This is a genomic window from Pseudomonadota bacterium, assembly GCA_041395565.1.
In the GTDB taxonomy this organism is placed as follows: domain Bacteria; phylum Pseudomonadota; class Gammaproteobacteria; order UBA9214; family UBA9214; genus UBA9214.
Window position 1 is genome coordinate 37094 of record JAWLAI010000007.1, and the last position, 20629, is coordinate 57722.

The 20629-nt window shown below is 64.4% G+C and carries 24 protein-coding genes and 1 pseudogene; 7 read left to right on the top strand and 18 right to left on the bottom strand.

Translation table 11 applies throughout. The features are described 5' to 3' along the window. Positions 1-52: 52 nt before the first annotated feature. From R3F42_11925 to rpsP, 6 genes and pseudogenes are all read right to left on the bottom strand, one after another. Positions 53-550: a methylated-DNA--[protein]-cysteine S-methyltransferase gene (locus R3F42_11925; GenBank protein MEZ5542738.1), complete on the bottom strand. Its 498-nt coding sequence runs from the start codon at positions 548-550 to the stop codon at positions 53-55. After that, positions 516-929: a hypothetical protein gene (locus R3F42_11930; protein ID MEZ5542739.1), complete on the bottom strand. Its 414-nt coding sequence runs from the start codon at positions 927-929 to the stop codon at positions 516-518. The genes R3F42_11925 and R3F42_11930 overlap by 35 nt, the downstream gene beginning before the upstream one ends. Positions 930-1159: 230 nt before the next feature. Then, entirely contained in the window at positions 1160-1504 is a 345-nt protein-coding gene (rplS, locus tag R3F42_11935; protein ID MEZ5542740.1) for a 50S ribosomal protein L19, read from the bottom strand. 36 nt (positions 1505-1540) lie between these two features. Next, positions 1541-2284 carry a tRNA (guanosine(37)-N1)-methyltransferase TrmD gene (gene trmD / locus R3F42_11940; GenBank protein ID MEZ5542741.1) on the bottom strand — a complete coding sequence of 248 codons (744 nt, stop codon included), beginning with the start codon at positions 2282-2284 and terminating at the stop codon, positions 1541-1543. A 9-nt stretch (positions 2285-2293) separates the two neighbouring features. Beyond that, complete coding sequence (gene rimM, locus R3F42_11945) at positions 2294-2827, bottom strand: ribosome maturation factor RimM (GenBank protein ID MEZ5542742.1); 534 nt, start codon at positions 2825-2827, stop codon at positions 2294-2296. A 22-nt stretch (positions 2828-2849) separates the two neighbouring features. Then, positions 2850-3094, bottom strand: a pseudogene (gene rpsP, locus R3F42_11950) (30S ribosomal protein S16). 362 nt (positions 3095-3456) lie between these two features. Here rpsP and R3F42_11955 point away from each other — a divergent pair. After that, positions 3457-3771: a hypothetical protein gene (locus R3F42_11955; protein MEZ5542743.1), complete on the top strand. Its 315-nt coding sequence runs from the start codon at positions 3457-3459 to the stop codon at positions 3769-3771. On the opposite strand, the gene ffh is transcribed toward R3F42_11955, so the two are convergent. Beyond that, the gene (gene ffh / locus R3F42_11960) at positions 3768-5129 is read right to left on the bottom strand and encodes a signal recognition particle protein (GenBank protein MEZ5542744.1); all 1362 of its coding nucleotides are present in this window, start codon (positions 5127-5129) and stop codon (positions 3768-3770) included. The two genes, R3F42_11955 and ffh, sit on opposite strands and share 4 nt — an antisense overlap. Before the next feature lie 118 nt (positions 5130-5247). Between ffh and ccsA the strand changes: the two genes are divergently transcribed. The 4 genes from ccsA to R3F42_11980 all read left to right on the top strand — a co-directional run bounded on the left by ccsA (position 5248) and on the right by R3F42_11980 (position 8661). Further along, entirely contained in the window at positions 5248-6057 is an 810-nt protein-coding gene (gene ccsA / locus R3F42_11965; GenBank protein ID MEZ5542745.1) for a cytochrome c biogenesis protein CcsA, read from the top strand. Between the two features lie 72 nt (positions 6058-6129). After that, the gene (locus R3F42_11970; protein ID MEZ5542746.1) at positions 6130-7425 is read left to right on the top strand and encodes an HlyC/CorC family transporter; all 1296 of its coding nucleotides are present in this window, start codon (positions 6130-6132) and stop codon (positions 7423-7425) included. An 88-nt stretch (positions 7426-7513) separates the two neighbouring features. Beyond that, complete coding sequence (gene msrB / locus R3F42_11975) at positions 7514-7915, top strand: peptide-methionine (R)-S-oxide reductase MsrB (GenBank protein ID MEZ5542747.1); 402 nt, start codon at positions 7514-7516, stop codon at positions 7913-7915. A 224-nt stretch (positions 7916-8139) separates the two neighbouring features. Further along, the gene (locus tag R3F42_11980; GenBank protein ID MEZ5542748.1) at positions 8140-8661 is read left to right on the top strand and encodes a hypothetical protein; all 522 of its coding nucleotides are present in this window, start codon (positions 8140-8142) and stop codon (positions 8659-8661) included. A gap of 90 nt (positions 8662-8751) precedes the next feature. Here R3F42_11980 and R3F42_11985 read toward each other — a convergent pair whose 3' ends face one another. The 6 genes from R3F42_11985 to R3F42_12010 all read right to left on the bottom strand — a co-directional run bounded on the left by R3F42_11985 (position 8752) and on the right by R3F42_12010 (position 12283). After that, positions 8752-9132, bottom strand: coding sequence for a hypothetical protein (locus tag R3F42_11985; protein ID MEZ5542749.1), 381 nt, complete (start codon positions 9130-9132; stop codon positions 8752-8754). Between the two features lie 205 nt (positions 9133-9337). Continuing rightward, positions 9338-9958 carry a DsrE/DsrF/DrsH-like family protein gene (locus R3F42_11990; GenBank protein MEZ5542750.1) on the bottom strand — a complete coding sequence of 207 codons (621 nt, stop codon included), beginning with the start codon at positions 9956-9958 and terminating at the stop codon, positions 9338-9340. Between the two features lie 105 nt (positions 9959-10063). Beyond that, positions 10064-10336 (bottom strand): hypothetical protein, encoded by a 273-nt coding sequence (locus tag R3F42_11995; protein MEZ5542751.1) that lies wholly within the window; start codon positions 10334-10336, stop codon positions 10064-10066. A gap of 221 nt (positions 10337-10557) precedes the next feature. Then, positions 10558-11631 (bottom strand): alkene reductase, encoded by a 1074-nt coding sequence (locus R3F42_12000; protein MEZ5542752.1) that lies wholly within the window; start codon positions 11629-11631, stop codon positions 10558-10560. 172 nt (positions 11632-11803) lie between these two features. Beyond that, positions 11804-11977 (bottom strand): hypothetical protein, encoded by a 174-nt coding sequence (locus R3F42_12005; protein ID MEZ5542753.1) that lies wholly within the window; start codon positions 11975-11977, stop codon positions 11804-11806. 60 nt (positions 11978-12037) lie between these two features. Further along, positions 12038-12283 carry a hypothetical protein gene (locus tag R3F42_12010; GenBank protein ID MEZ5542754.1) on the bottom strand — a complete coding sequence of 82 codons (246 nt, stop codon included), beginning with the start codon at positions 12281-12283 and terminating at the stop codon, positions 12038-12040. Here R3F42_12010 and R3F42_12015 point away from each other — a divergent pair. Then, positions 12282-12515 carry a hypothetical protein gene (locus tag R3F42_12015; GenBank protein MEZ5542755.1) on the top strand — a complete coding sequence of 78 codons (234 nt, stop codon included), beginning with the start codon at positions 12282-12284 and terminating at the stop codon, positions 12513-12515. The two genes, R3F42_12010 and R3F42_12015, sit on opposite strands and share 2 nt — an antisense overlap. Positions 12516-12552: 37 nt before the next feature. Here the strand turns inward: R3F42_12015 and R3F42_12020 are convergent, their stop codons facing one another. Beyond that, a complete protein-coding gene (locus R3F42_12020) occupies positions 12553-13287 on the bottom strand; it encodes a flagellar regulator YcgR PilZN domain-containing protein (GenBank protein ID MEZ5542756.1) in 735 nt (244 codons plus the stop codon). Positions 13288-13689: 402 nt separating this feature from the next. Beyond that, the gene (gene radA, locus R3F42_12025) at positions 13690-15069 is read right to left on the bottom strand and encodes a DNA repair protein RadA (GenBank protein ID MEZ5542757.1); all 1380 of its coding nucleotides are present in this window, start codon (positions 15067-15069) and stop codon (positions 13690-13692) included. A gap of 221 nt (positions 15070-15290) precedes the next feature. Between radA and R3F42_12030 the strand changes: the two genes are divergently transcribed. Further along, complete coding sequence (locus tag R3F42_12030) at positions 15291-16922, top strand: hypothetical protein (protein MEZ5542758.1); 1632 nt, start codon at positions 15291-15293, stop codon at positions 16920-16922. A 226-nt stretch (positions 16923-17148) separates the two neighbouring features. Here R3F42_12030 and R3F42_12035 read toward each other — a convergent pair whose 3' ends face one another. The 3 genes from R3F42_12035 to dnaB all read right to left on the bottom strand — a co-directional run bounded on the left by R3F42_12035 (position 17149) and on the right by dnaB (position 20586). After that, positions 17149-17415 carry an ATP-binding protein gene (locus R3F42_12035; GenBank protein MEZ5542759.1) on the bottom strand — a complete coding sequence of 89 codons (267 nt, stop codon included), beginning with the start codon at positions 17413-17415 and terminating at the stop codon, positions 17149-17151. A gap of 700 nt (positions 17416-18115) precedes the next feature. Beyond that, the gene (alr, locus tag R3F42_12040; GenBank protein MEZ5542760.1) at positions 18116-19189 is read right to left on the bottom strand and encodes an alanine racemase; all 1074 of its coding nucleotides are present in this window, start codon (positions 19187-19189) and stop codon (positions 18116-18118) included. Further along, positions 19186-20586 carry a replicative DNA helicase gene (dnaB, locus tag R3F42_12045; protein ID MEZ5542761.1) on the bottom strand — a complete coding sequence of 467 codons (1401 nt, stop codon included), beginning with the start codon at positions 20584-20586 and terminating at the stop codon, positions 19186-19188. The genes alr and dnaB overlap by 4 nt, the downstream gene beginning before the upstream one ends. Between the last annotated feature and the right edge of the window lie 43 nt (positions 20587-20629).

Genomic DNA, 20629 nt, shown 5'->3' on the forward strand with positions numbered 1-20629 from the left:
AAAATGCTGTGGGTAGTCGCGCCTGGGGGCGATTCGGCGCGTTTCCAAGTCCTCAGGAAACGACACCCTCATGCGCCAGCAGCCAGCGCTTGCGGCGCAGCGGCGCGCCCGACATGTGGCCGGCATAACTTCCGGGGCCTGGTACTGACGACCCGGTGGCAGGGCACGACGACCGGTACCGGGTTGCGGCGGCGCAGGCATTGCCGACCGCGCGCGCGCCGCTGCCGAGCTGCCGGGCCAACTCGCCGTAGGTCCGCGTCTCGCCCGGCGGGATCGCCTGCAGCGCATGCCAGACCCGCTGCTGAAAGTCCGTGCCCGCGAGCGCCACCTCCAACCCGAAGCCGCTGCCGCCGTCGGCGAAATAGCGCGTGAGCGCCCGTGCCGCCCGGCGCGCGCCGGGGCTGCCGTCATCCGCAGTCGGGCGCGATGCCGGCAGATAGTCGATGCAGGTCACCGCCCCGCGCATCAGCCGGATCCCCAGCGGGCCCAGCGGCGAGGCGAACACGAGTGCATAATCACCAATCGGCTTGCTGCGTTTCGATGTCGTCACGGCGGAATCCTCCTCGCGTTACAGCGATTTTCAGGGACAGGCCCGCATTTCCGGACGGTCTCGCGCACAGGCGCAAAGACGCCAAGAATATGCATGTCACGAACATGGAGCCTGCACCAGATTCATTGACCCAACATGTTACAAAGCCTACACGCCAGTGATCCTGATTCAATGGATATCTGTCCAGGTAAAATCCGCTCGCATCCGATGATTCCGAGGGATCCACCAGATCGGGATAATCGCAGAACCCGGGCTGCAACTTGAGTCGCACTATTGCCGCCAGCGCAGATTCCCTGGCGTCGTAAATACCGATGACTTTGACATCTTCGCCGCCGTCATCAAAAGAGTGGACCTGCGGGAGCAGCCATACGCCTTCCATTTCAGAGCCTAACCGTTTCGTTCCTCTGCACGTACAACCCGGCGATTGGCCTGCGAAGTCGCGTTCCCGCCTCGGGACTGGATTCCCGCCTGCGCGGGAATGACATCAAAACCCGCTGTGATCTCCGTGGTGGGATCTTTTCGTGCCCGCGAACGCAAACGGGCATCCCGCAACCGGGATGCCCGTCAGTATAGACCGCGCGCGGCGCGCGCGGGACCTCGGCACAGGATCTAGAGCTTTTCCTTGATGCGGGCAGACTTGCCGGACAGCTCGCGCAGGTAGTACAGCTTGGCGCGGCGCACGTCGCCCTTGCGCTTGACCTTGATCGAGCCGATCGCGGCACTGTGGGTCTGGAACACGCGCTCCACGCCCTCGCCATGGGAGATCTTGCGTACCGTGAAGGCCGAGTTCATGCCACGGTTGCGCTTGGCGATACACACGCCTTCGAAGGCCTGGAGCCGCTCGCGGTCGCCTTCCTTTACCTTCACCTCGACCACCACGGTATCACCGGGACTGAAGTCCGGTATGTCCTTGCGCATCTGTTCCTGTTCCAGCTGTTCGATAATGTTGCTCATGGCTCGACCCTCGGTTTAAAGACGGCGATTGATCACTCAATTGCCCGATTCGTATTCACTGATAAATTCATCCAGCAGCCGCTGCTGCTCGTCACTCAGGCGCAGTTGCGCCAGCAGGTCCCGGCGTCGCAGCCAGGTCCGGCCCAGCGCCTGCCGGTGCCGCCAGCGCCGTATCGCGGCATGGTCACCGCTCAGCAGCACCGCCGGCACTTCCCGGCCGTCGACCAGTTCGGGCCGGGTGTAATGCGGATAGTCGAGCAGGCCATCCATGAAGGAGTCCTGCTGCGCGGAATCCGCCGCACCCAGCGCACCGGGCAGCAGGCGCGTCACGGCATCCATCACCAGCAAAGCCGGCAGCTCACCGCCGCTCAGGACGTAGTCGCCGACCGACAGCTCTGCATCCACCTCGAGCTCGATGAGGCGCTCGTCGATCCCCTCGTAGCGTCCCGCCACCAGGATCAGCCGTTCGCGCCCGGCCAGCTCGCGCACCCGTTGCTGATCGAGCCGCGCCCCCGCCGGCGAGAGGCAGATCACCGGTGCCGCCGGCCCCGCGGCACGCGCCGCGCGGATGGCGTCGCGCAGGGGCTGCACCTGCATCACCATCCCGGGACCGCCGCCGTAGGGGCGGTCGTCCACCGTGTGGTGCCGGTCGCCCGCGAAATCGCGCGGGTTCCACGTCGCCAGCTCCAGCAGGCCGCGCACGATCGCGCGCCCCCTGGACCCGCAGTCACTGCATGCCCGGATCATGTCCGGGAACAGGGTCACGACATCGATGCGCATAGCGTGCGCTCAGTAATCCGGATCCCAGTCGACCCGGATCACGCCCGCGGCGAGATCGACCGCCTTGACCACCTGGCCCGTTACGAACGGCACCAGTATCTCGCGCTCGCCCCGCACCACCAGCACGTCATGGGCGCCGGTCTCGATGAGGTGGTCCACACTGCCGAGTTCACGGCCTGCCTGCGTCACGACCTGCAAGCCGATCAGGTCGTTCCAGTAATATTCGTCGTCACCCGCCGCCGGCAGCTGGCTGCGGTGAACACCGATCTCGGTACCGGTCAGCGCCATCGCGGCATCGCGGTCCGCACACCCGGCCAGCTGCGCCACCAGGCCCTTGCCGTGCGCCCGCGCGTCGATCACCTCGGCTTCGTGCCAGTCACCGTTACGCCTCAGGAACCACGGCGCATAGTCCAGCAGGCCGTCGGGTTGCTCGGTGAACGCGGTGATGCGCACCCAGCCCCTGACGCCGTAGGCGCCGGCGATCCGCCCCATGACCAGCATCCTGTCATGCGCAGCGGCGTCGCGGTCGGCATTCCCGGGCATGACGGCCACCCGAGCCAGGAAGTTACTGGGCCCGCTGATCCTTCAGCAGTCGAGCCACGCGTTCGGACAGTACGGCACCCTGGCCGGTCCGAGTGGTCGGCGCGTTCGGCATCGATGTGAACGCACCTCGCCGCCGGTCGCAACCGGGTTGTAGAATCCGATACGCTCGATATAGCGTCCGTCGCGTCGGTTACGGCTGTCGGTCACCACGATGTGGTAGAAAGGGCGCTTCTTGGCGCCGCCGCGCGACATTCTGATCGTCACCATAAAAACCAGTCCTCTGCTTGAAAATCCGCCGCGGCAGCCTGCCCCAGCAGCGGCTGCCTAAAGCCGGGCAATTCTACGCGAATTCCGGGAAATGTGAAGGCTTGCAGGCAATTATCCCGGCACGGGCGCCCGCCGGGTGACGCTGCCCCGGGCAAGGTTCCGGCACGACCGCCCGCCGCCCCGTTCCCGCGTCCACTGCGGCACATCTGCCCCGCCCTGCGCCTGTCGAAAATGATTACAACACCGTCGGGTTTTACGCTTTCCCGGAGCCGGGCTTCCTATTCATTGTTTTTCATGAATTTTTCTGGCGGCGGCAGGCGCCGGCGGCGATCCCAGTCTGTCGGCATTCCTTACGCTGCGACGTGAAAGCCCCGTTGCCGCCACCGCCAGACCCGGCCAGACACCTGTTTTCGCTTGTCATTTCGGAATTGGCATGGCAATTGCCTTTATTACCTGCGAGCGCAGAACAAGAGAACAGAGAGGGGGGAGGTCGTTCTGACATCAGAAGAACAGAACAACAGGAGCTCAATAACATAACAATCACAATCCGGCTTGCGCAGCGGTATCTGCAACAGCAGTTGAAGAATAAAAAATTCTATACCCGTATCGCGCAAAGTTTGACGGTGGCCCAGGCCACCGTTTTATTTTGTCCCGCGGCAGGAGCAAACAGGATCTAGAACGGCAAGCCCATCGGTCCCTTGCCCTTGATACCGCGCAGCAGCTTGCCCATCCCGCCCTTCGACATCTTTTTCATCATCTTCTGCATCTGCATGTGCTGTTTCAGCAGGCGGTTCACATCCTGCACCTGGGTGCCGGAGCCGGCGGCGATCCGGCGCCGTCGCGAGCCATTGATGACGGCCGGGTAGCTGCGCTCGTGCGGCGTCATGGAATTGATGATCGCCTTCATATGATGAATCTGCCGGTCGTCGGCCATGGCGTTCTTCGGCAGCTTGTCCATGCCAGGCATCCCCGGCAGCTTGTCCATCAGACCGGCCAGACCGCCCATGTTCAGCATCTGGTCAAGCTGGTCCCGGAAATCGTTCATGTCGAAATTCTTGCCCTTGGTGATCTTCTTCGCCAGCTTGGCGACGGCTTCCCGGTCGACCTTCTGTTCGGCCTCCTCGACCAGGCTCAGTACGTCGCCCATGCCGAGGATGCGCGAGGCCACACGCTCGGGATAGAACGGCTCCAGTGCCGCGGTCTTCTCGCCCACGCCGATGAACTTGATCGGCTTGCCGGTGATGTGGCGTAGCGAGAGCGCCGCACCGCCGCGCGCATCGCCATCGGTCTTGGTCAGCACGACGCCGGTCAGCGGCAGCACCTCGTTGAAGGTGCGCGCGGTATTCGCCGCATCCTGGCCGGTCATGCTGTCGACCACGAACAGGGTCTCGATCGGGTTGATCGCGGCATGCACCCGCCGGATCTCGTCCATCATCGCATCGTCGATATGGAGCCGGCCGGCGGTATCGATGATCACCACGTCGATATGCTGCTTGCGTGCGTGGCTGACGGCATCGCGCGCGATGGTGACCGGGTCCTGGTCCGGGCGACTCGGGAAAAACACCGCGCCCACTTCGCCCGCCAGCGTCTGCAGCTGATCGATGGCGGCCGGGCGGTAGATGTCGCAACTGGCGAGCAGCACCGTCTTCTTCTCGCGCGTCATGAGCATGCGCGCCAGCTTGGCGCTACTGGTGGTCTTGCCGGAACCCTGCAGGCCGGCCATGAGGATCACCGCGGGGGGCTGCACGTTCAGGTTGAGCGCGTCGTTGGCGTCCCCCATTACGTGGATAAGCTCGTCGTTGACCACCTTGACCAGGACCTGGCCCGGGGTCAGGCTCTTCAGGACGTCCTGGCCGAGGGCACGCTCGCGCACCCGGTCGACGAATTCCTTCACCACCGGCAGGGCCACGTCCGCCTCCAGCAATGCCATGCGCACGTCGCGCAGGGCGTCGCGGATGTTGTCCTCACTCAGGCGGCCCTGTCCGCGCAGGTTGCGGATGGTTTTCGAGAGGCGTTCGGTAAGGTTGTCAAACATGGCGGTCTTCCCGGGTGGCGGCCGGCTGGCAGGAAGCGGATTATACCCGCATTTTCCGGCATATGCGGGCGAGCGACCGACTCTTCAATGCCTGCAGCAGTTATGCGATGATTCCGCCATGATCCCGATACTGCCCGGCCTGCTGTCCGTCATCCTGTACCTGGCGGCAAGTTCACTGCTCGTCATGCGCCTGGCGCGCGGCGGCGTTCAGTTCAGCTGCCGCCGCCATCAGATCCTCGCCGTCAGCGCGGGCGCCATCATCATCCACGCAGCCTTTCTCTACCCGCAGGTCATGCGCGCCGACGGCCTCAACCTGGGCTTCTTCTACGCGGCATCGCTGATCGCACTGACCACCGCCCTGCTGCTGGCGCTCGCCGACCTGTTCCAGCCGGTCGACAACCTCGGTATCGGCGTGTTTCCGCTCGCGGCGCTCAGCATCGTGCTGCTGCTGCTCAACCCGGCCGAACGCATCATCACGGATGCCTCGTCCTGGCAGCTGGACAGTCACATCCTGCTGTCGCTGCTCGCCTACAGCATCCTCGGGCTGGCCGTGGTGCAGGCGATACTGCTCACGATCCAGGACCGCCACCTTCACAACCGCCAGCCGGGTGGCTTCATCCGCGCCCTGCCCCCGCTGGCCGTCATGGAGACCCTGCTGTTCCAGATGATCGCCGCCGGTTTCGTCCTGCTGACCCTGGCACTGGTGACAGGCGCCCTGTTCCTGGAGGACATCTTCGCGCAGCACCTGGTGCACAAGACCATCCTGTCGATCGTGGCCTGGATCGTGTTCGCCATCCTGCTGTGGGGGCGCTGGCGCTTCGGCTGGCGCGGCCGCACGGCCCTGCGCTGGACCATAGGCGGCTTCATCTTCCTGATGCTGGCCTATCTGGGCAGCAAGTTCGTGCTCGAGCTGATCCTGCACCGCTGACCGGCCCGCCTGACACACCCCGCGCTTTTGCGTACACTTGAGCCACGTCAATCAACCTGAGGCTGTCCCCGTTTGGATGACACCCCGCTGAGCGTGCTGCTCGCAGCACTGTTTTTCCTGATCCTGTTGTCGGCCTTCTTCTCCGGCTCGGAAACCGGCCTGATGACGCTGAACCGCTATCGCCTGCGCCACCTCGCGGAGAAGAGTCATCCCGGCGCGCTGCGCGCGCAGCGGCTGCTGGAGCGCCAGGACCGCCTGATCGGCCTGATCCTGCTCGGCAACAACTTCGTCAACATCCTGGCCTCGATGCTGATGACCCTGATCGCACTGCGCATCAACGACGACGCCGGCTTCATCTTCGCGGCCGGCATGGTGCTGACCATCGTGGTCCTGCTGTTCGCCGAGGTCACCCCCAAGACGCTGGCCGCGCTGCAGCCCGAGCGCATCGCCTTCCCGGCGGCCTTCGTGTATATCCCGCTGCTGCGGCTGCTGTATCCGCTGGTGTGGGTGGTGAACGTGGTTGCCAACGGCCTGCTGAAATTGCTGGGGGTATCGCCCGAGGAAGGCGCCTCGCAGGCCCTGACCAAGGAGGAACTGCGTACCGTGGTGCTGGAAGCCGGCGCCATGATCCCGGAGCGTCACCAGTCGATGCTGCTGAACCTGATGGACCTGGAGCACGTCACCGTCGAGGACATCATGGTGCCGCGCAACGAGGTCACCGGCATCGACATCAACGACGATTGGGGCACCATCAGCAAAACGCTGAGCGACAGCCAGTACACACGCATGCCGCTGTACGACGAGAATATCGATCACGTCGTCGGCATCCTGCACATGCGCGACGTGTTGCCGCATCTCTACCGCGGCGAGCTCGACCACGCCGCCCTGAAACGCATCGCGCGCGAACCCTACTTCATCCCCGAGACCACCTCGCTCAACCGGCAGTTGCTCAATTTCCAGCGCGAGCGCCGCCGCATCGGCTTCGCGGTCGATGAATACGGCGATATCCAGGGCCTGGTGACGCTGGAGGATATCCTCGAGGAAATCGTCGGCGAGTTCACCTCGGATCCGTCCGCCCAGTTCGAGGATATCCGCCCCCAGGAAGACGGCACCTGGCTCGTGGACGGCACCGTCAGCATCCGCACGCTGAACACGGCGCTGAAGATGTCGCTGTCCACCACCGGGCCGAAGACACTGAACGGCCTCATCATGGAAGAACTCGAGATGATCCCCGAGGCCAACACCAGCCTGTTGCTCGACAACCACCCGGTCGACATCATTCAGATCAAGGACAACAGGGTGAAGACGGTACGTATTCATCCGCGCCTGGAACGCCCCAGCGCCAGCGAAGCGCAACCCGGGGCCTGAACTACCGCGCTGCAGCGATGTCACTCAGAAGTGACGGCACCGGCGCACGGCGGGTGCCCAGCCCTTGGGCCGCGCAGGAGGACAGACGATGAGCGACAAGATCCACAGAAGCGACGACGAGTGGCGCAGCCTGCTCACTCCGGAACAGTACCGGGTCACGCGCTGTCACGGCACGGAACGCCCGTTCACCGGCACCTACCTCGACTGCAAGGATGACGGCACCTACACCTGCGCCTGCTGTGGCGCGGAGCTGTTCCGCTCGCAGGACAAGTTCGATTCCGGCAGCGGCTGGCCCAGCTTCCTGCGCGCCGGCAACAATGCCAACCTGCGCACTCGCACCGATACCAGCCATGGCATGGTACGCACCGAGGTCCTGTGCGCACGCTGCGACGCGCATCTCGGCCATGTCTTCGAAGACGGCCCGGCGCCCACCGGCCTGCGCTACTGCATCAACTCGGTCTCCCTCGGCTTCGAGCAGGATCCGGACTGAGGCGGCCGGCACCGCCCGCACGGCATTGCCGCGCATCGATCCCTGGACACGGAACGGATGCCGCGCCCCCCGATCCGGTGTATGGTAGCCGTAGGCGGTCAGGAACCGCACGGACACCCGCCGGGGTTGTCCTGCAGCCGCAGGCCAGGCCGCCGCTCACCCGGCCCGGCGCGCGGCAGGGCCGCTGCCATTACCCGATGATGAGCGCTGCAGGAGGACATTCCATGCGCATAACAACACTCAGGAACTGCGGGCTTGTCGCAGCCAGCCTGTTGCTTGCCGGCACCGCGCAGGCATTCGATTTCGGCAACATGATGAACCCGTCCAAGTGGATGGGCGGAAAGGACAAGAACGATCGCTACTACGACGATTACGGTCCCGGTTATGGTTATCCGGGCGGCTACGGCCCCGGTTACGGCGGTCCCGGCCTCGAGTACGGGCCCGGTTACGGGTATGGCGAGCCCGGCTACGGGCCGGGCTATGGCGGGCCGGGTTATGGCGCACCGGGCTATGGCGGGCCGGGCTACGGCGCGCCCGCCTATGGCAACGACCCGGGTTACGGCTGGAGTTACGGACCGGACTACAGCGCCCCGGCCGGGGGCGCGCCGGCCTACAGCGCCCCGCCGCCCGCCGATACCGGCAATGCGGAGGAAATCAAGCGGTTGAAGGAACGTATCCGCAAACTCGAGCAGTCCAGTCAGCAGCAGCCGGCCGTGTGGGGACAGCCGGGCTACGACTACCGCTGACCCGTAGACAACAGCAATCGGCCGGCGTACCCAGCCCGGGTGCGCCGGCCGGCGCAGTACCGGCCAGAACTGCCTCCGTCATGCCGGCCGCTATTCGCGGATCAGCGTGAGCTTGCGCCCGTCATCCAGCCCCCCTTGCAGGGTGTTGTCGTCGATGCGCTGCAGGGTCGCGACATTGTTTTTGCAGCCCTTGAGGACGCGGGATCTGTCGATTTCGAATACCAGCGCATCCGCTGTCGCACTTCTGATGACGATGGGGGCCGGCATCCCGACACAGGGATTCTTGTATACCTGATGCTCGAAATCCCAGTTACCGTCCGTTTCACCCAGCACCACCTTACCCTTGCGCTGCTCGCCCTTGTTGTTCACCAGGTGCGCCTGCCAACTACCGCTGTAGGGGTTCGGCTCTTGCGCCCAACAGAGACTGCTCGCCAGCAGGACACCGCAGGCCAGCATAAGGAAAGTTCGCATACAGGGATCTCGCGCAAGATCGGACTGGAACAAACTGCATACCTGTGCCACGGCAGACGCAGCGCAGGAACCAGCGGCCTACGATATCCCTGTTACCGGCGCCTGTCATTGATCCCCGTCAGCATGCGCCGGCAGCCGCGCATGCGCCTTCGCTACGCCGCCGACGGCCCGGCGCTTCAGCTACGCAGGCATGTCCGGTGGGATGTCACACCAGCAGGGTGATATCGGCACCCCGGGCACTGGCCAGGTAGGTCGCGGCCCCGGCCCATTCCGCAATCTCCGGGATGAAGTCCTCCTGTTTCCAGCCGAACAGGTCGACCGTCATCTGGCAGGCCACCATTTTCACATCCGCTTCGATGCACAGATCGCGCAGTTCCGGAACGGTCGCAACCCCGTGATTCTTCACGGTCATTTTCATCAGCGACGTGGCCAGCCCCTCGAACCCGGGCACGCCCGCCATGAGGAGATTGGGCATGTTCCAGTCGATGCCCTGGAACCATTTCGGCCCGAACGGCATCTTCATCGGCATCGCCGGGTTGCCCAGCGGACTGATGTGCAGGTCCAGGTCCTTCTTCAGCAGGGCCAGGCCGTAGAAGGTGAAAAACAGCGTCGTATCCCAGCCCATGGCCGATGCGGTGGAACCGACGATGAATGGTGGATAGGCCCAGTCGAGCGTGCCTTTCGTCACCATGATGGAAAGCCTGGGGACCTGGTTCTGCCGCTGCTCGCGCTGCTTCTCCTCGTAGCAGCGGTCGAACCAGGATTTCAACTCATCCGCCGACATGCCGGCAAGCATGCTGCCTGAAATTTCGTTGCTAGTGGTCATGGAAATCCCTTCAGTAATGAACCGCACACCGGGCCACTGCGACTGCCCGGCCGGAACCGGCAGCACGGCGGAATCCGCCGCGCTGCCGGTTGTGAACCATGGTTATCAGATCGGACCGATCAGTCTGGCATCCAGATGCAGCGAGGTAAAACTCTTCAGGACCTGTTGCGACGAAAACAGGTGCCTGTCGTATTTTACCAGCAGCAGATGATTGCGCAGCGGGCAGAATTCCGCGCCCGCGATGACATCCATCCGGTCCAGCGCCGACACCACTTCATTGCGTTCTTGCTCACCCAGCTCTTCCTTCACATATACGACGACTTCGACGATATTATTATTGGCTTGTTCCAACGGCCGTACCTGCGCAATCGCGTTCATAATATCTCCTCCTTGTCTCTCGCAAACTGATTCAGCCATCCGGCTGTGACACCCCCGACTGCATGACTGCAGACGCAATCCTATCCGACTCGCAGCATTTCACAAAATGTTGATACAGGAATACAGCGCCAACGGGCAGGATAACGGCCTGCTGCCGCTCCGCGCCAGCGCGAGCCGGCTGCCGCCGCGCGGCAAACGACCCGTGCACCGGCCCGGCACTGCTACTGTTCCAGGAAGGGATAATCGGTGTAGCCGTGTTCGTCGCCACCGTAGAAAGTGGCCGGATCGGGCTGATTGAGCGCGGCAGCCGCCCGGAAGCGTTCCACGAGGTCCGGATTGGCGATATAGAGTTTGCCGAATGACACCATATCGGCGGACCCGCTGCGCACGGCCTGCTGCGCGCGCGCCAGGTCATAGCCGCAGTTGGCGAGGTAACGCCCGCTGAACCGGGCGCGGATCCGGTCGTAGTTCAGCCTGCGACTGCCGTCGCTCATGTCGCCCTCGACCACATGCAGATAGGCCAGGCCGAAACCATCCAGCAGTGTTGCCACCTGCTCGAATGTCGTCTGCGGATCGCTGTCATGCATGTCGTTGAAGCTGTTCTCGGGCGAAATGCGCACACCGACCCGATCCGCAGCAATGACGCCGCACACCGCCGCGGTCACTTCCTGCAGGAAGCGCAGGCGCTTTTCCCTGCTGCCGCCGTAGGCATCGGTGCGGTGGTTGCTGCCATCGCGCAGGAACTGGTCGATGAGATAGCCGTTCGCGGCATGGATCTCGACACCGTCGAATCCTGCCTGCATGGCGTTGTGGGCGGCCTGCGCATACTGTTCAACCAGCGCCTGGATCTCGCCCGGCTCCAGCGCGCGCGGCGTCACGAAGGGCTGGATGCCGCTGTAGGTGACGGCTTCGCCGGCCGGGCATAGCGCCGAGGGCGCCACCGGCAGCGCGCCACCGGGCTGCAGCGAGGGATGGGAAATACGCCCGACATGCCACAGCTGCAGCAGGATACGTCCGCCGCTGCCATGCACGGCCAGCACGACGTCCTGCCAGGCCTCGATCTGCTGCTGGCTGTGGATACCCGGCGTGTGCGGATACCCTACCCCCTGCGGCGAAATCTGCGTCGCCTCGGCGATGATCATGCCGGCGCTTGCGCGCTGACGGTAGTATTCCACGTGCAGCACCGTCGGCACTTCGCCCTCACCCGCGCGATTGCGCGTCAGGGGCGCCATGACGATCCGGTTGGGCAGTTCCAGGGCGCCCACCCGCAGCGGTGAGAATAGATCCTCGCTCATCTCGTGCGTACTCCGGTCAGTTGTCCTGATCCGCAGGAGGATACGGCGGCGCGCTCGCTGAAAAAAGGGGGGATACTACGGAGGATCGGCCACGCCCTTGGGCGACCGGCGCGCTATCCCGGCTGCCGGTGGTTGGCAGCCGGGCGTGGAACCTTAGACGATACGGTCAGCGTCAGGCGGCGACCGTACCCTCCGCCAGCTGCATTTCCATGATCTTGCGGATGCAGCTCTCATCCACCTCGTCCAGATCCGCGATCATCTCGAGTATGGCGTCTGCGTTCTCGGGCCTTTCCTGCAGCATCTGCAGGATCGATTCACAATCAAGTTCAGTCGAAATCCGGTCCATGACCGTTGCCTCCGGTGCGTGAGAAAACTAAGTATTAGTGTATTAGTATTTAATTATTTGTCAATTGACTCTGGTGCCTAGCCAGGCACAGAACACGCGTTGTTTGATCTCGGTCAAGAGGGCTGCACGCCAGGCGAGATCATTGCGCGCGCGGGCGCTATCGTGACAAGTGAGCCGGACGGCGGACAGCCGGATCTGTACCAATGCGAACCGGCGGCAGCCGCTTCCCGCAACGGGGTTATGGTTGCCGCGCGCCGGTTCGGCTTGCTTCAGAACGACGGTTGCAACCGCGAGGATGATCATCATGGCTTTCATAAGAAACCGGCGGATCGAACCTGAAATCCTGACCAGCACCCGCTGTGAGCGGGGCTTTGCGTGCCTGTCAACGGACGCGGCCTGCAACGTGGAACCGTTCGAGGACCGGGATGTGCAGTTGCTCAGGTGCCGGGATGACAAGGCTTGCGCCTATCGCCGCCAATACCGCGACCGGTTCATCTGCACCTGCCCGGTCAACCGCGCATCGTTCGGACTGAATTGAGCAGTGCCCGCTGCCGATCCGTGCAGCGCGGCGGGTATCAGTAGGCCGCGCGCTTCCTGATCAGTTCCCGCTCCAGCGCGATGATGTATTGCGTGATCATGCGCACTTGCTGCGGTGCAAGCGCACGGAAGCTGACACCGAGCAACACGCGGTCGCGCCCGCGGATGGTGCGCTGGTAACGCAACTCCACGGTGCAATACAACCACCCGGCCGCAGGCAGCTCGATCGCGCAGGCGCAGGTCTGGCCCGCCACCAGGGCGGACGACACGTCGGGCAGTATCACGCCCGCTCCGCCGTGCGACAGATCGTGCAGCTCGCCCTCGTACAAGACCCCGTCCCTGCCTTCTAACAGTACCCGCAGCCGGTGCGCCATCGGCACGGGGGCGCGGAAGTCCTGACGTCGTTGCCGGTAGTCGAGCTGCGCCGGCAGCCGGGTACGATAGGTCACGACACCATCGTGGCTGTCGCAGGAATCCAGTGTGGTGCGGAAGCGGATGTCGATGCCGTCGAGCTTGCCGGTGACCCGCAGGCGGCGCTCCGCGAGCAGTATTTCGTGCCCGCTGGCGGGCAGCAGTTCATCCAGCAGCACGTGCGGCCCCTCGACCCCGACGATACAGCTGGTGAAACGGTCCGTGTATCCGGGTATGTCGATGGTCAGCAAGGCATGCTGTCGGGCCACGCGCTCGAGCAGCCGGGCGACCCGCACCGGGTTCGAGATGCGCTCGCTGTCGGGCAGTTTCGGCTGCGCGCTCGTTCCTGTAGTCCTTGCCATCCTGACTGGCCTGTCCACCGTCCGTTGCCGGGGGGCACCGCGCCATCACCTGCCGGCGCGCACGGGCGCCATCCCGGCATCCGGCCCCGTACCCCGGAAACGGCCGCCGTGAGCGGTTCTTGAGCGAACAGCCGCCTGATTTCCCGGTGTTTTCGGCCGGCTCCACGGGCAAGCGCCGGATCGCGCGGCGCAAAAAAAGGCAGCCGGGGGGGCCGGCTGCCACTAGGATGGAAAGATCCAATCAGAAACACCAAATTTGTACGCTAGGGGATTAACGTACGGTTACTACAGTAACCGGGCGGTCTTAAGGCAGTCTTAAGCCGCAATCCCGCGCTGACAGCGCCGGGATGAACCGCCCGCCCCGGACCTGCACTACAGTGCGACAACACGCACCGCAAGCCATCAGGTCAAACCCGCCGCGACCGCATCGAGCACCTGTGACAGACGCCCGAGCGCGATCACCTCGAGCCCGGACGGCGGCTTGCGCGGTCGGTTCGCGGCCGGGATGACGGCGTGCGTGAAACCGTGCTTGGCCGCCTCGTGCAACCGATCCTGGCCATTCGGCACCGGCCGCAGCTCGCCCGACAGGCCCACCTCGCCGAAGACGATCAGGCGTTCCGGCAACGGGCGGTCGCGGAAACTCGACAGCACGGCGAGCAGCACGGCCAGGTCGGCGGCGGTCTCCGTGACGCGTACGCCGCCCACCACGTTGACGAACACGTCCTGATCGCCGAGTGCCAGTCCACCGTGGCGGTGCAGCACCGCAAGCAGCATGGACAGCCGGTTCTGTTCCAGGCCGAGCGTCACGCGCCGGGGATTGCCGAACTGACTGGCATCCACCAGCGCCTGGACCTCCACCAGCAACGGCCGTGTCCCCTCCCAGGTCACCATCACCACGCTGCCGGGCACGGGCGTCTCGTGGCGCGACAGGAAGATGGCCGACGGATTGCTGACCTCGCGCAGCCCCCGTTCCGACATGGCAAATACGCCGAGCTCGTTGACGGCGCCGAAGCGGTTCTTGATCGCGCGCAGGATGCGGTAGCGGTCGCCGGGATCGCCCTCGAAGTACAGCACGGTATCGACCATGTGCTCGAGCACGCGCGGACCGGCCAGCGTGCCTTCCTTGGTGACGTGACCGACGAGAAACATCGCGATGCCGCTCTGCTTTGCGAAACGTACCAGTTGCGCCGCGCTCTCGCGCACCTGCGCGACCGAGCCGGGCGCAGACTGCAGCAGTTCGGTGTACAGCGTCTGGATGGAATCGAGCACCATCACCTGCGGCTGCTCGCGCTGCGCGGTGGCGATGATGCGCTCCACCGAGGTCTCCGAAAACAAGCGGATGTCGCGGCCGTCGATTCCGAGCCGGGCAGCGCGCAGCGAGATCTGCTCCAGCGATTCCTCGCCGGTGACGTAGAGCGAGACCAGCTTGCCGGACAGCGCCGCGAGCACCTGCAGCAGGAGGGTGGACTTGCCGATGCCCGGATCGCCGCCGAGCAGCACGACCGAACCGGTAACCAGGCCGCCGCCGAGGACGCGATCGAGCTCGTCGAGCCCGACCGAACTGCGGACATGGGCATCCGGCTGCACTGCCGAGAGCGGCGTGACCACCCCGCCGCTGCCGCCACTGTAGCTCGCGAAGCGCGTGGCACCGGCAGGGGCCGGCGCCGCCGTCACGCCTTCCACCAGCGTGTTCCAGCTGCCGCAGCCGCCGCACTGCCCCGCCCACTGCGGATACTGGCTGCCACAGACACTGCAGGTATAGATTGTTTTCGCTTTCGCCATGATCGCGGCTAGGGTAACCGGAACGGCGAACGGCGTCATCCCGAATGCCGCGGCCGCAGCTGCGGCAGAGTGGACATCGCCCGCGCTGGCGGGGTATAAGCGAGAGCTTGTCTCCAGCTGCCATTCCGACCCGAGGTAAGCAGATGCCCTGTCAACCGCGCGCCGCCTGCCCGGCTTCACCGCATGCATGCTGGCCCCGTCTCCTGCTCCTGCTGCTGACAGTGCTGACACTCGTGCCGGCCGGCGCCGGCCGTGCGGAGGATGCCCCGACGCCCCGGGATGCGCAGGTCACCGAAACCATCAATACCCTCACATCGCTGCAGCGCCTGCAGACCCAGTTGCGCAAGGACATGGAACTGCTGAGCGCGGCGCTCGAGGAAGCCCAGGGCACCGCGGAAAAGAAGGAGATCCAGACCCAGATCGACAAGCTGGACAAGGACCTGCAGGCAACCACGAAGAACCTGAAGGAGATCGCGGCCGGCGCGGACATCACCAGCCTGCGCGCCACCGAGGAAACCAAGTTCGACTTCCAGGCCGAGCTGTTCTCGCTGCTGCGCCCGGCCCTGAAGGAATTGAAGGAGATGACCAGCCATGTGCGGCAGAAGTCCGATCTCAAGGACAAGATCGCCTACTACAGCGCCAAGCTGCCGGTCACCGAACGCGCGGTCGCCAACATCACCCGCCTGTTGCAGGCCACCGATGACCCCGACCTGGAAAAGCACCTGCAGGGCATGCTGGCCGACTGGAACAAGCAGCTCACCTTCATGCAGAGCGAACTGCAGTCTGCGCAGCTGCAGCTGGAAAAACTGGAACGCTCCGAGGCCACTCTGGCGGAGGCCTCGCAGAGCTATCTCAAGTCGTTCTTCCAGGCCCGCGGGCTGTACCTGATCGAGGCACTGCTCGTTATCATCGGCATCCTGGTCCTCTCCCGGCTGTCCTATCGCCTGATGGTCCGGATGATTCCCGGCTACCGGGCGGAGCACCGCAGCTTCCGCCTGCGCCTGCTGGACCTGGTGCACCGCATGGTGACCACGCTGCTGGTGATCATTGGACCGATGGTGGTGTTCTACGTGGTGGAGGACTGGGTGCTGTTCAGTCTCGGCATCCTGCTGCTGATCGGCCTCGGCCTGACCCTGCGCCATGCCCTGCCGCGCTACTGGCAGCAGATCCAGCTGTTCCTCAATGTCGGCTCGGTGCGCGAGGGCGAGCGCATCGACATGGACGGCCTGCCCTGGCTGGTCAGGCAGATCAACATCTTCAGTATCCTGGAGAACCCGACCGCCGGCATTTGCCAGCGGGTGCGCATCGACAGCCTGGTGGACCTGAAATCGCGCCCGTGTCACAAGGACGATCCCTGGTTCCCGTGCGTTCGCGGTGACTGGGTGCTGCTGAGCGACGGCATGCGCGGTAAGGTGGTCGGCATCACCCAGGAGCTGGTCGAACTGGTCGCCCGCGGCGGCGCGCACCGTACCTATACCACCGGTGATTTCCTCTCGCTGTCGCCGCTCAACCTGTCGCGTAATTTCCGGCTCAAGGAAACCATCGGCATCAGCTACGGTCTGCAGCAGGACAGTGTGACCACCATACCGGAGCAGCTGAAGACCTTCGTGGCACGGCGCATCGAGGAATCGGGGTACGGCGAACAGCTGCTCAATCTGCGTGTCGAGTTCCAGCAGGCGAACACCTCCTCGCTCGATCTCGTGGTGATTGCAGATTTCGATGGCATGCTCGCCGACCTGTACAACCGCCTGCGCCGCTCGATCCAGGGCTGGTGTGTCGAGGCCTGCACGGCGCATGGCTGGGAGATACCGTTCACCCAGGTGACCCTGCACCAAGCCGACGCCGGCGCCTGACCCGCGCCCGGCCTGATGCCCGCATCCTGATCGGAATCGCCATGCTGCGGGACCAGGGATCGGAGCACTGCCGTGCTCGCTACCAGCCGGCTGCGTATGGTCGGACAGCAACGCGCGGTATACGCGCGCATGCCCGCCATTCGACAGGCATGCCGCCGCGCGAGTGACCGCCAGTGAACCCGGCGCGCTGCCCGCACCCGGGCGGGGCAGCGCACCCGGCCCGGATTTACATCGGGCCGATCAGCTCGGCATGCACGTTGCGGGATTGCACCCGCCCCAGCACCTCGCGCGAATTCATGCGCTCGCGATCGTACTGCACCAGCATCAGGTGATAGCGCAAGGGACAGAATTCGGCCGATTCGATCCCTTCGGAAGACTCCAGAAAACTCACCAGTTCCTGCCGCTGCCACTGATCGAGCGTCTCATCCACGTGCACCAGGATTTCCACGTTATTGCCCGGCCTGGGAAAAATACTTGCTGCTGCCTCTGCCATGACTCACACCCTCCTGTTCGGGTCTGCGCAAGACCCACCCGTTTGCCGTCGTCACCACTGTTGTCAACGCACTGTCACACCGATCGCGAAACCCCGTGGTTCCCGGAAATCCCCGGGTAGACAGTGCGCTCCCGTACTCCTGTCCCATGAACAGACCGGTTGTGCCGGCGCTTCGACAACGCCTGCGCCCGCATCCTCCGATGTCATGTACCACTGCAGCATCCCGCCAGCTTGACGCACAGCGCCGGAAGTCTTGCAGGCTGCATGGCACCGAATGCCTGTCCCTACAACACAGCTATAGTCAATTTCCCAGCACACATGTCCCGAAACGACGCGTATTGCCGACTCCATCACATAACCGTGACTGACAGCACGCCTGGGTGTCATCGTGATAAAAACACAGTAAGACAAACGTAGACGCTTATCCCGAACAGTCAAGGCAGACGGATGTACTAGAACCTTTCGCAAAACATGTCGTGCCGTTAGACAAACACATGTCCGCGGTGGCTGCCATCCAGCAATGGCTGTGAATGCCGGATTCCCGCCGACACGGGAATGACGAGCGGATGCGCCTGCAATGCAGATCGGAATGTCGAGATGGGCGCTGGAAACCAACGCGAAACTCCACGCGGTCGCGGCTTGACGGGATAACTAACGGCACCGCGCCTGCGGGACCAGCCTGCGCGCGGCAGCGGCAAGCTCAGCGATAGCGGTACTTCACCCGCCTGCTGATGCCGCTGAGGAGTTCGTAGGAGATGGTGCCGGCGGCATGGGCAACATCATCCACCGGCAAACCGTCGCCCCAGAGGATGACATCATCCCCGATGACGGCATCGGGCTGCCCGCCAAGATCGATACAAATCATGTCCATGGAGACGCGACCCGCAAGTGCCGCGTGCCGCCCCTTCACGAGCACCGGCGTACCGGCGGGCGCATGACGCGGATAACCATCGCCGTATCCGATCGCGGCCACCCCGATGCGCATGTCAGCGGGACACATCCAGTCACCGCCGTAACCGACTGCATCCCCCCGGCGACAGTCGGTGATGGCGATCAACGCGCTGCGCAGGGTCATTGCCGGTTTGAGCCCGAGCGCGGCGGCACTCTGACCCTGCAGCGGCGAGGCGCCGTAGAGCATGATGCCCGGCCGCACCCAGTCGGCGTGCGCGCCCGGCCAGGCCAGCACGGCGGCGGAATTGGCCAGCGTGCGTTCGCCATCACGATCACCCAGCGCCGCAGCAAACGTCGCGATCTGGGTTGCGGTGTAATCCGCCTCCGGCTCATCGGCGCGCGCGAAATGGGTCATGTAGCGCACGGTACCGATATGTGGTGCGGCGTGCAGTCGCGCCAGCACGGCGTCAAGGCGTGCCGGTGCGAAACCCAGCCGGTGCATACCGGTGTCGAGCTTGAGCCACACATCGACGGGCCGGGTGAGCCTGCCCTGCTCCAGCAGCGCCAGCTGATATTCGGAATGCACGACCAGGTCGAGCCGGTAACCGCACACGAGCGCGAGATCCGCGGCCGTGAACAGGCCCTCCAGCAGGACAATGCGCTGTTCCAGGCCGGCCTCGCGCAGGGCGATCGCCTCCTCCAGCCCGACCACGCCGAAGGCATCGGCGCCTGCCAGCGCCTGCGCGGTGCGCACCAGGCCATGACCGTAGGCATTGGCCTTGATGACGGCGATGACGCGGCTGGACGGCGCGGCCTGGCGTACGCGGGCGAGGTTGTGTTGCAACGCGCCACAGTCGATGTGCGCGTACGCGGGTCGCGTCATGCGTATTCGTTACCCGTGTAATAGGTGTCGCGGGCACAGTTCTCGAAGCGGGTGAACTGGCCGCGGAAGGTGAGCATGACCTTGCCGATCGGACCGTTGCGCTGTTTGCCGATAATGACCTCGGCCAGCCCCTTGTGCGGGCTGTCCTCGTGGTAGACCTCGTCGCGATAGATGAACATGATCACGTCCGCATCCTGCTCGATGGCACCCGATTCGCGCAGGTCCGACATCACCGGACGGCGGTCGGTCCGCTGCTCGAGGCTGCGGTTGAGCTGGGACAGCGCTATCACGGGAACGCTGAGCTCCTTCGCCAGCGCCTTCAGGTTACGTGAGATCTCGGAGATCTCGGTGGCGCGGTTCTCGCGGGAGTTGGACACCTGCATGAGCTGCAGGTAGTCGATCACGATCAGCCCGAGGTCGTGTTCGCGCTTGAGGCGGCGCGCGCGAGCGCGTAGTTCCACCGGCGTCAACGCCGGCGTGTCGTCGATGAAGATCGGCGCCGCGTCGAGCAGGCTGACCGCCGAGGTCAGGCGCGGCCAGTCGTCGTCGTCCAGCTTGCCGGTGCGGATCTTGTGCTGGTCGATATGCCCGAGCGACGACATCATGCGCAATGCCAGATGCTCGCCGGGCATTTCCATGCTGAAGATGCCGACCGGCACCTGGTTCTTGATCGCGGCGTTCTCGGCGAAATTGACCGCCAGCGTGGTCTTGCCCATCGACGGCCGCCCGGCGACGATGATGAGATCCGCGGGCTGCAGGCCGGCCGTCATGTTGTCGAGATCGGCAAAACCGGTGGACACGCCGGTGATATGGTCTTCCTGCTGCGACAGCATGTCGATGCGGTCGACGGCGGTTGCCAGGAGGGTACGGATGTTGATGAACCCGCGCTTGCCGCGCTTGCCCTGCTCGGCGATCTCGAACACCAGCTTCTCGGCGTGGTCCAGCAGGGCGCCCGAATCACGCCCTTCCGGCATGAAGGCGCTGCTGGCGATGCGGTTGCCCACCTCGATGAGCTGCCGCATCACGGAATTCTCGCGCACGATATCGGCATAGGCCTTGATATTTGCCGCGCTCGGGGTGTTCTGCGCGAGACGGCCGAGCGCGCTGAGGCCACCGACCTCGTCGAGCAGTTTGTTCTGCTCGAGCCACTCCGACAGCGTGACCGCATCCAGCGGATTGTTTCTTTCCGCGAGCTGCGCAATGGCACGGAAGATGAGGCGGTGGTCGCGCCGGTAGAAATCCTGTTCGCCGACCGCGTCGGCGACCGTATCCCAGGCGGAATTGTCGAGCATCAGTCCGCCGAGCACGGCCTGCTCCGCCTGCAGCGAATGCGGCGGCACCTTGAGCGCACTCGTGTCAGTGTGCAGGATGTCTGCAGAGCGAAGCGTATCGACCATTCGGTTCAGTTGTATGTGCGTGTGGCTCCCGACAGGCGCGTTA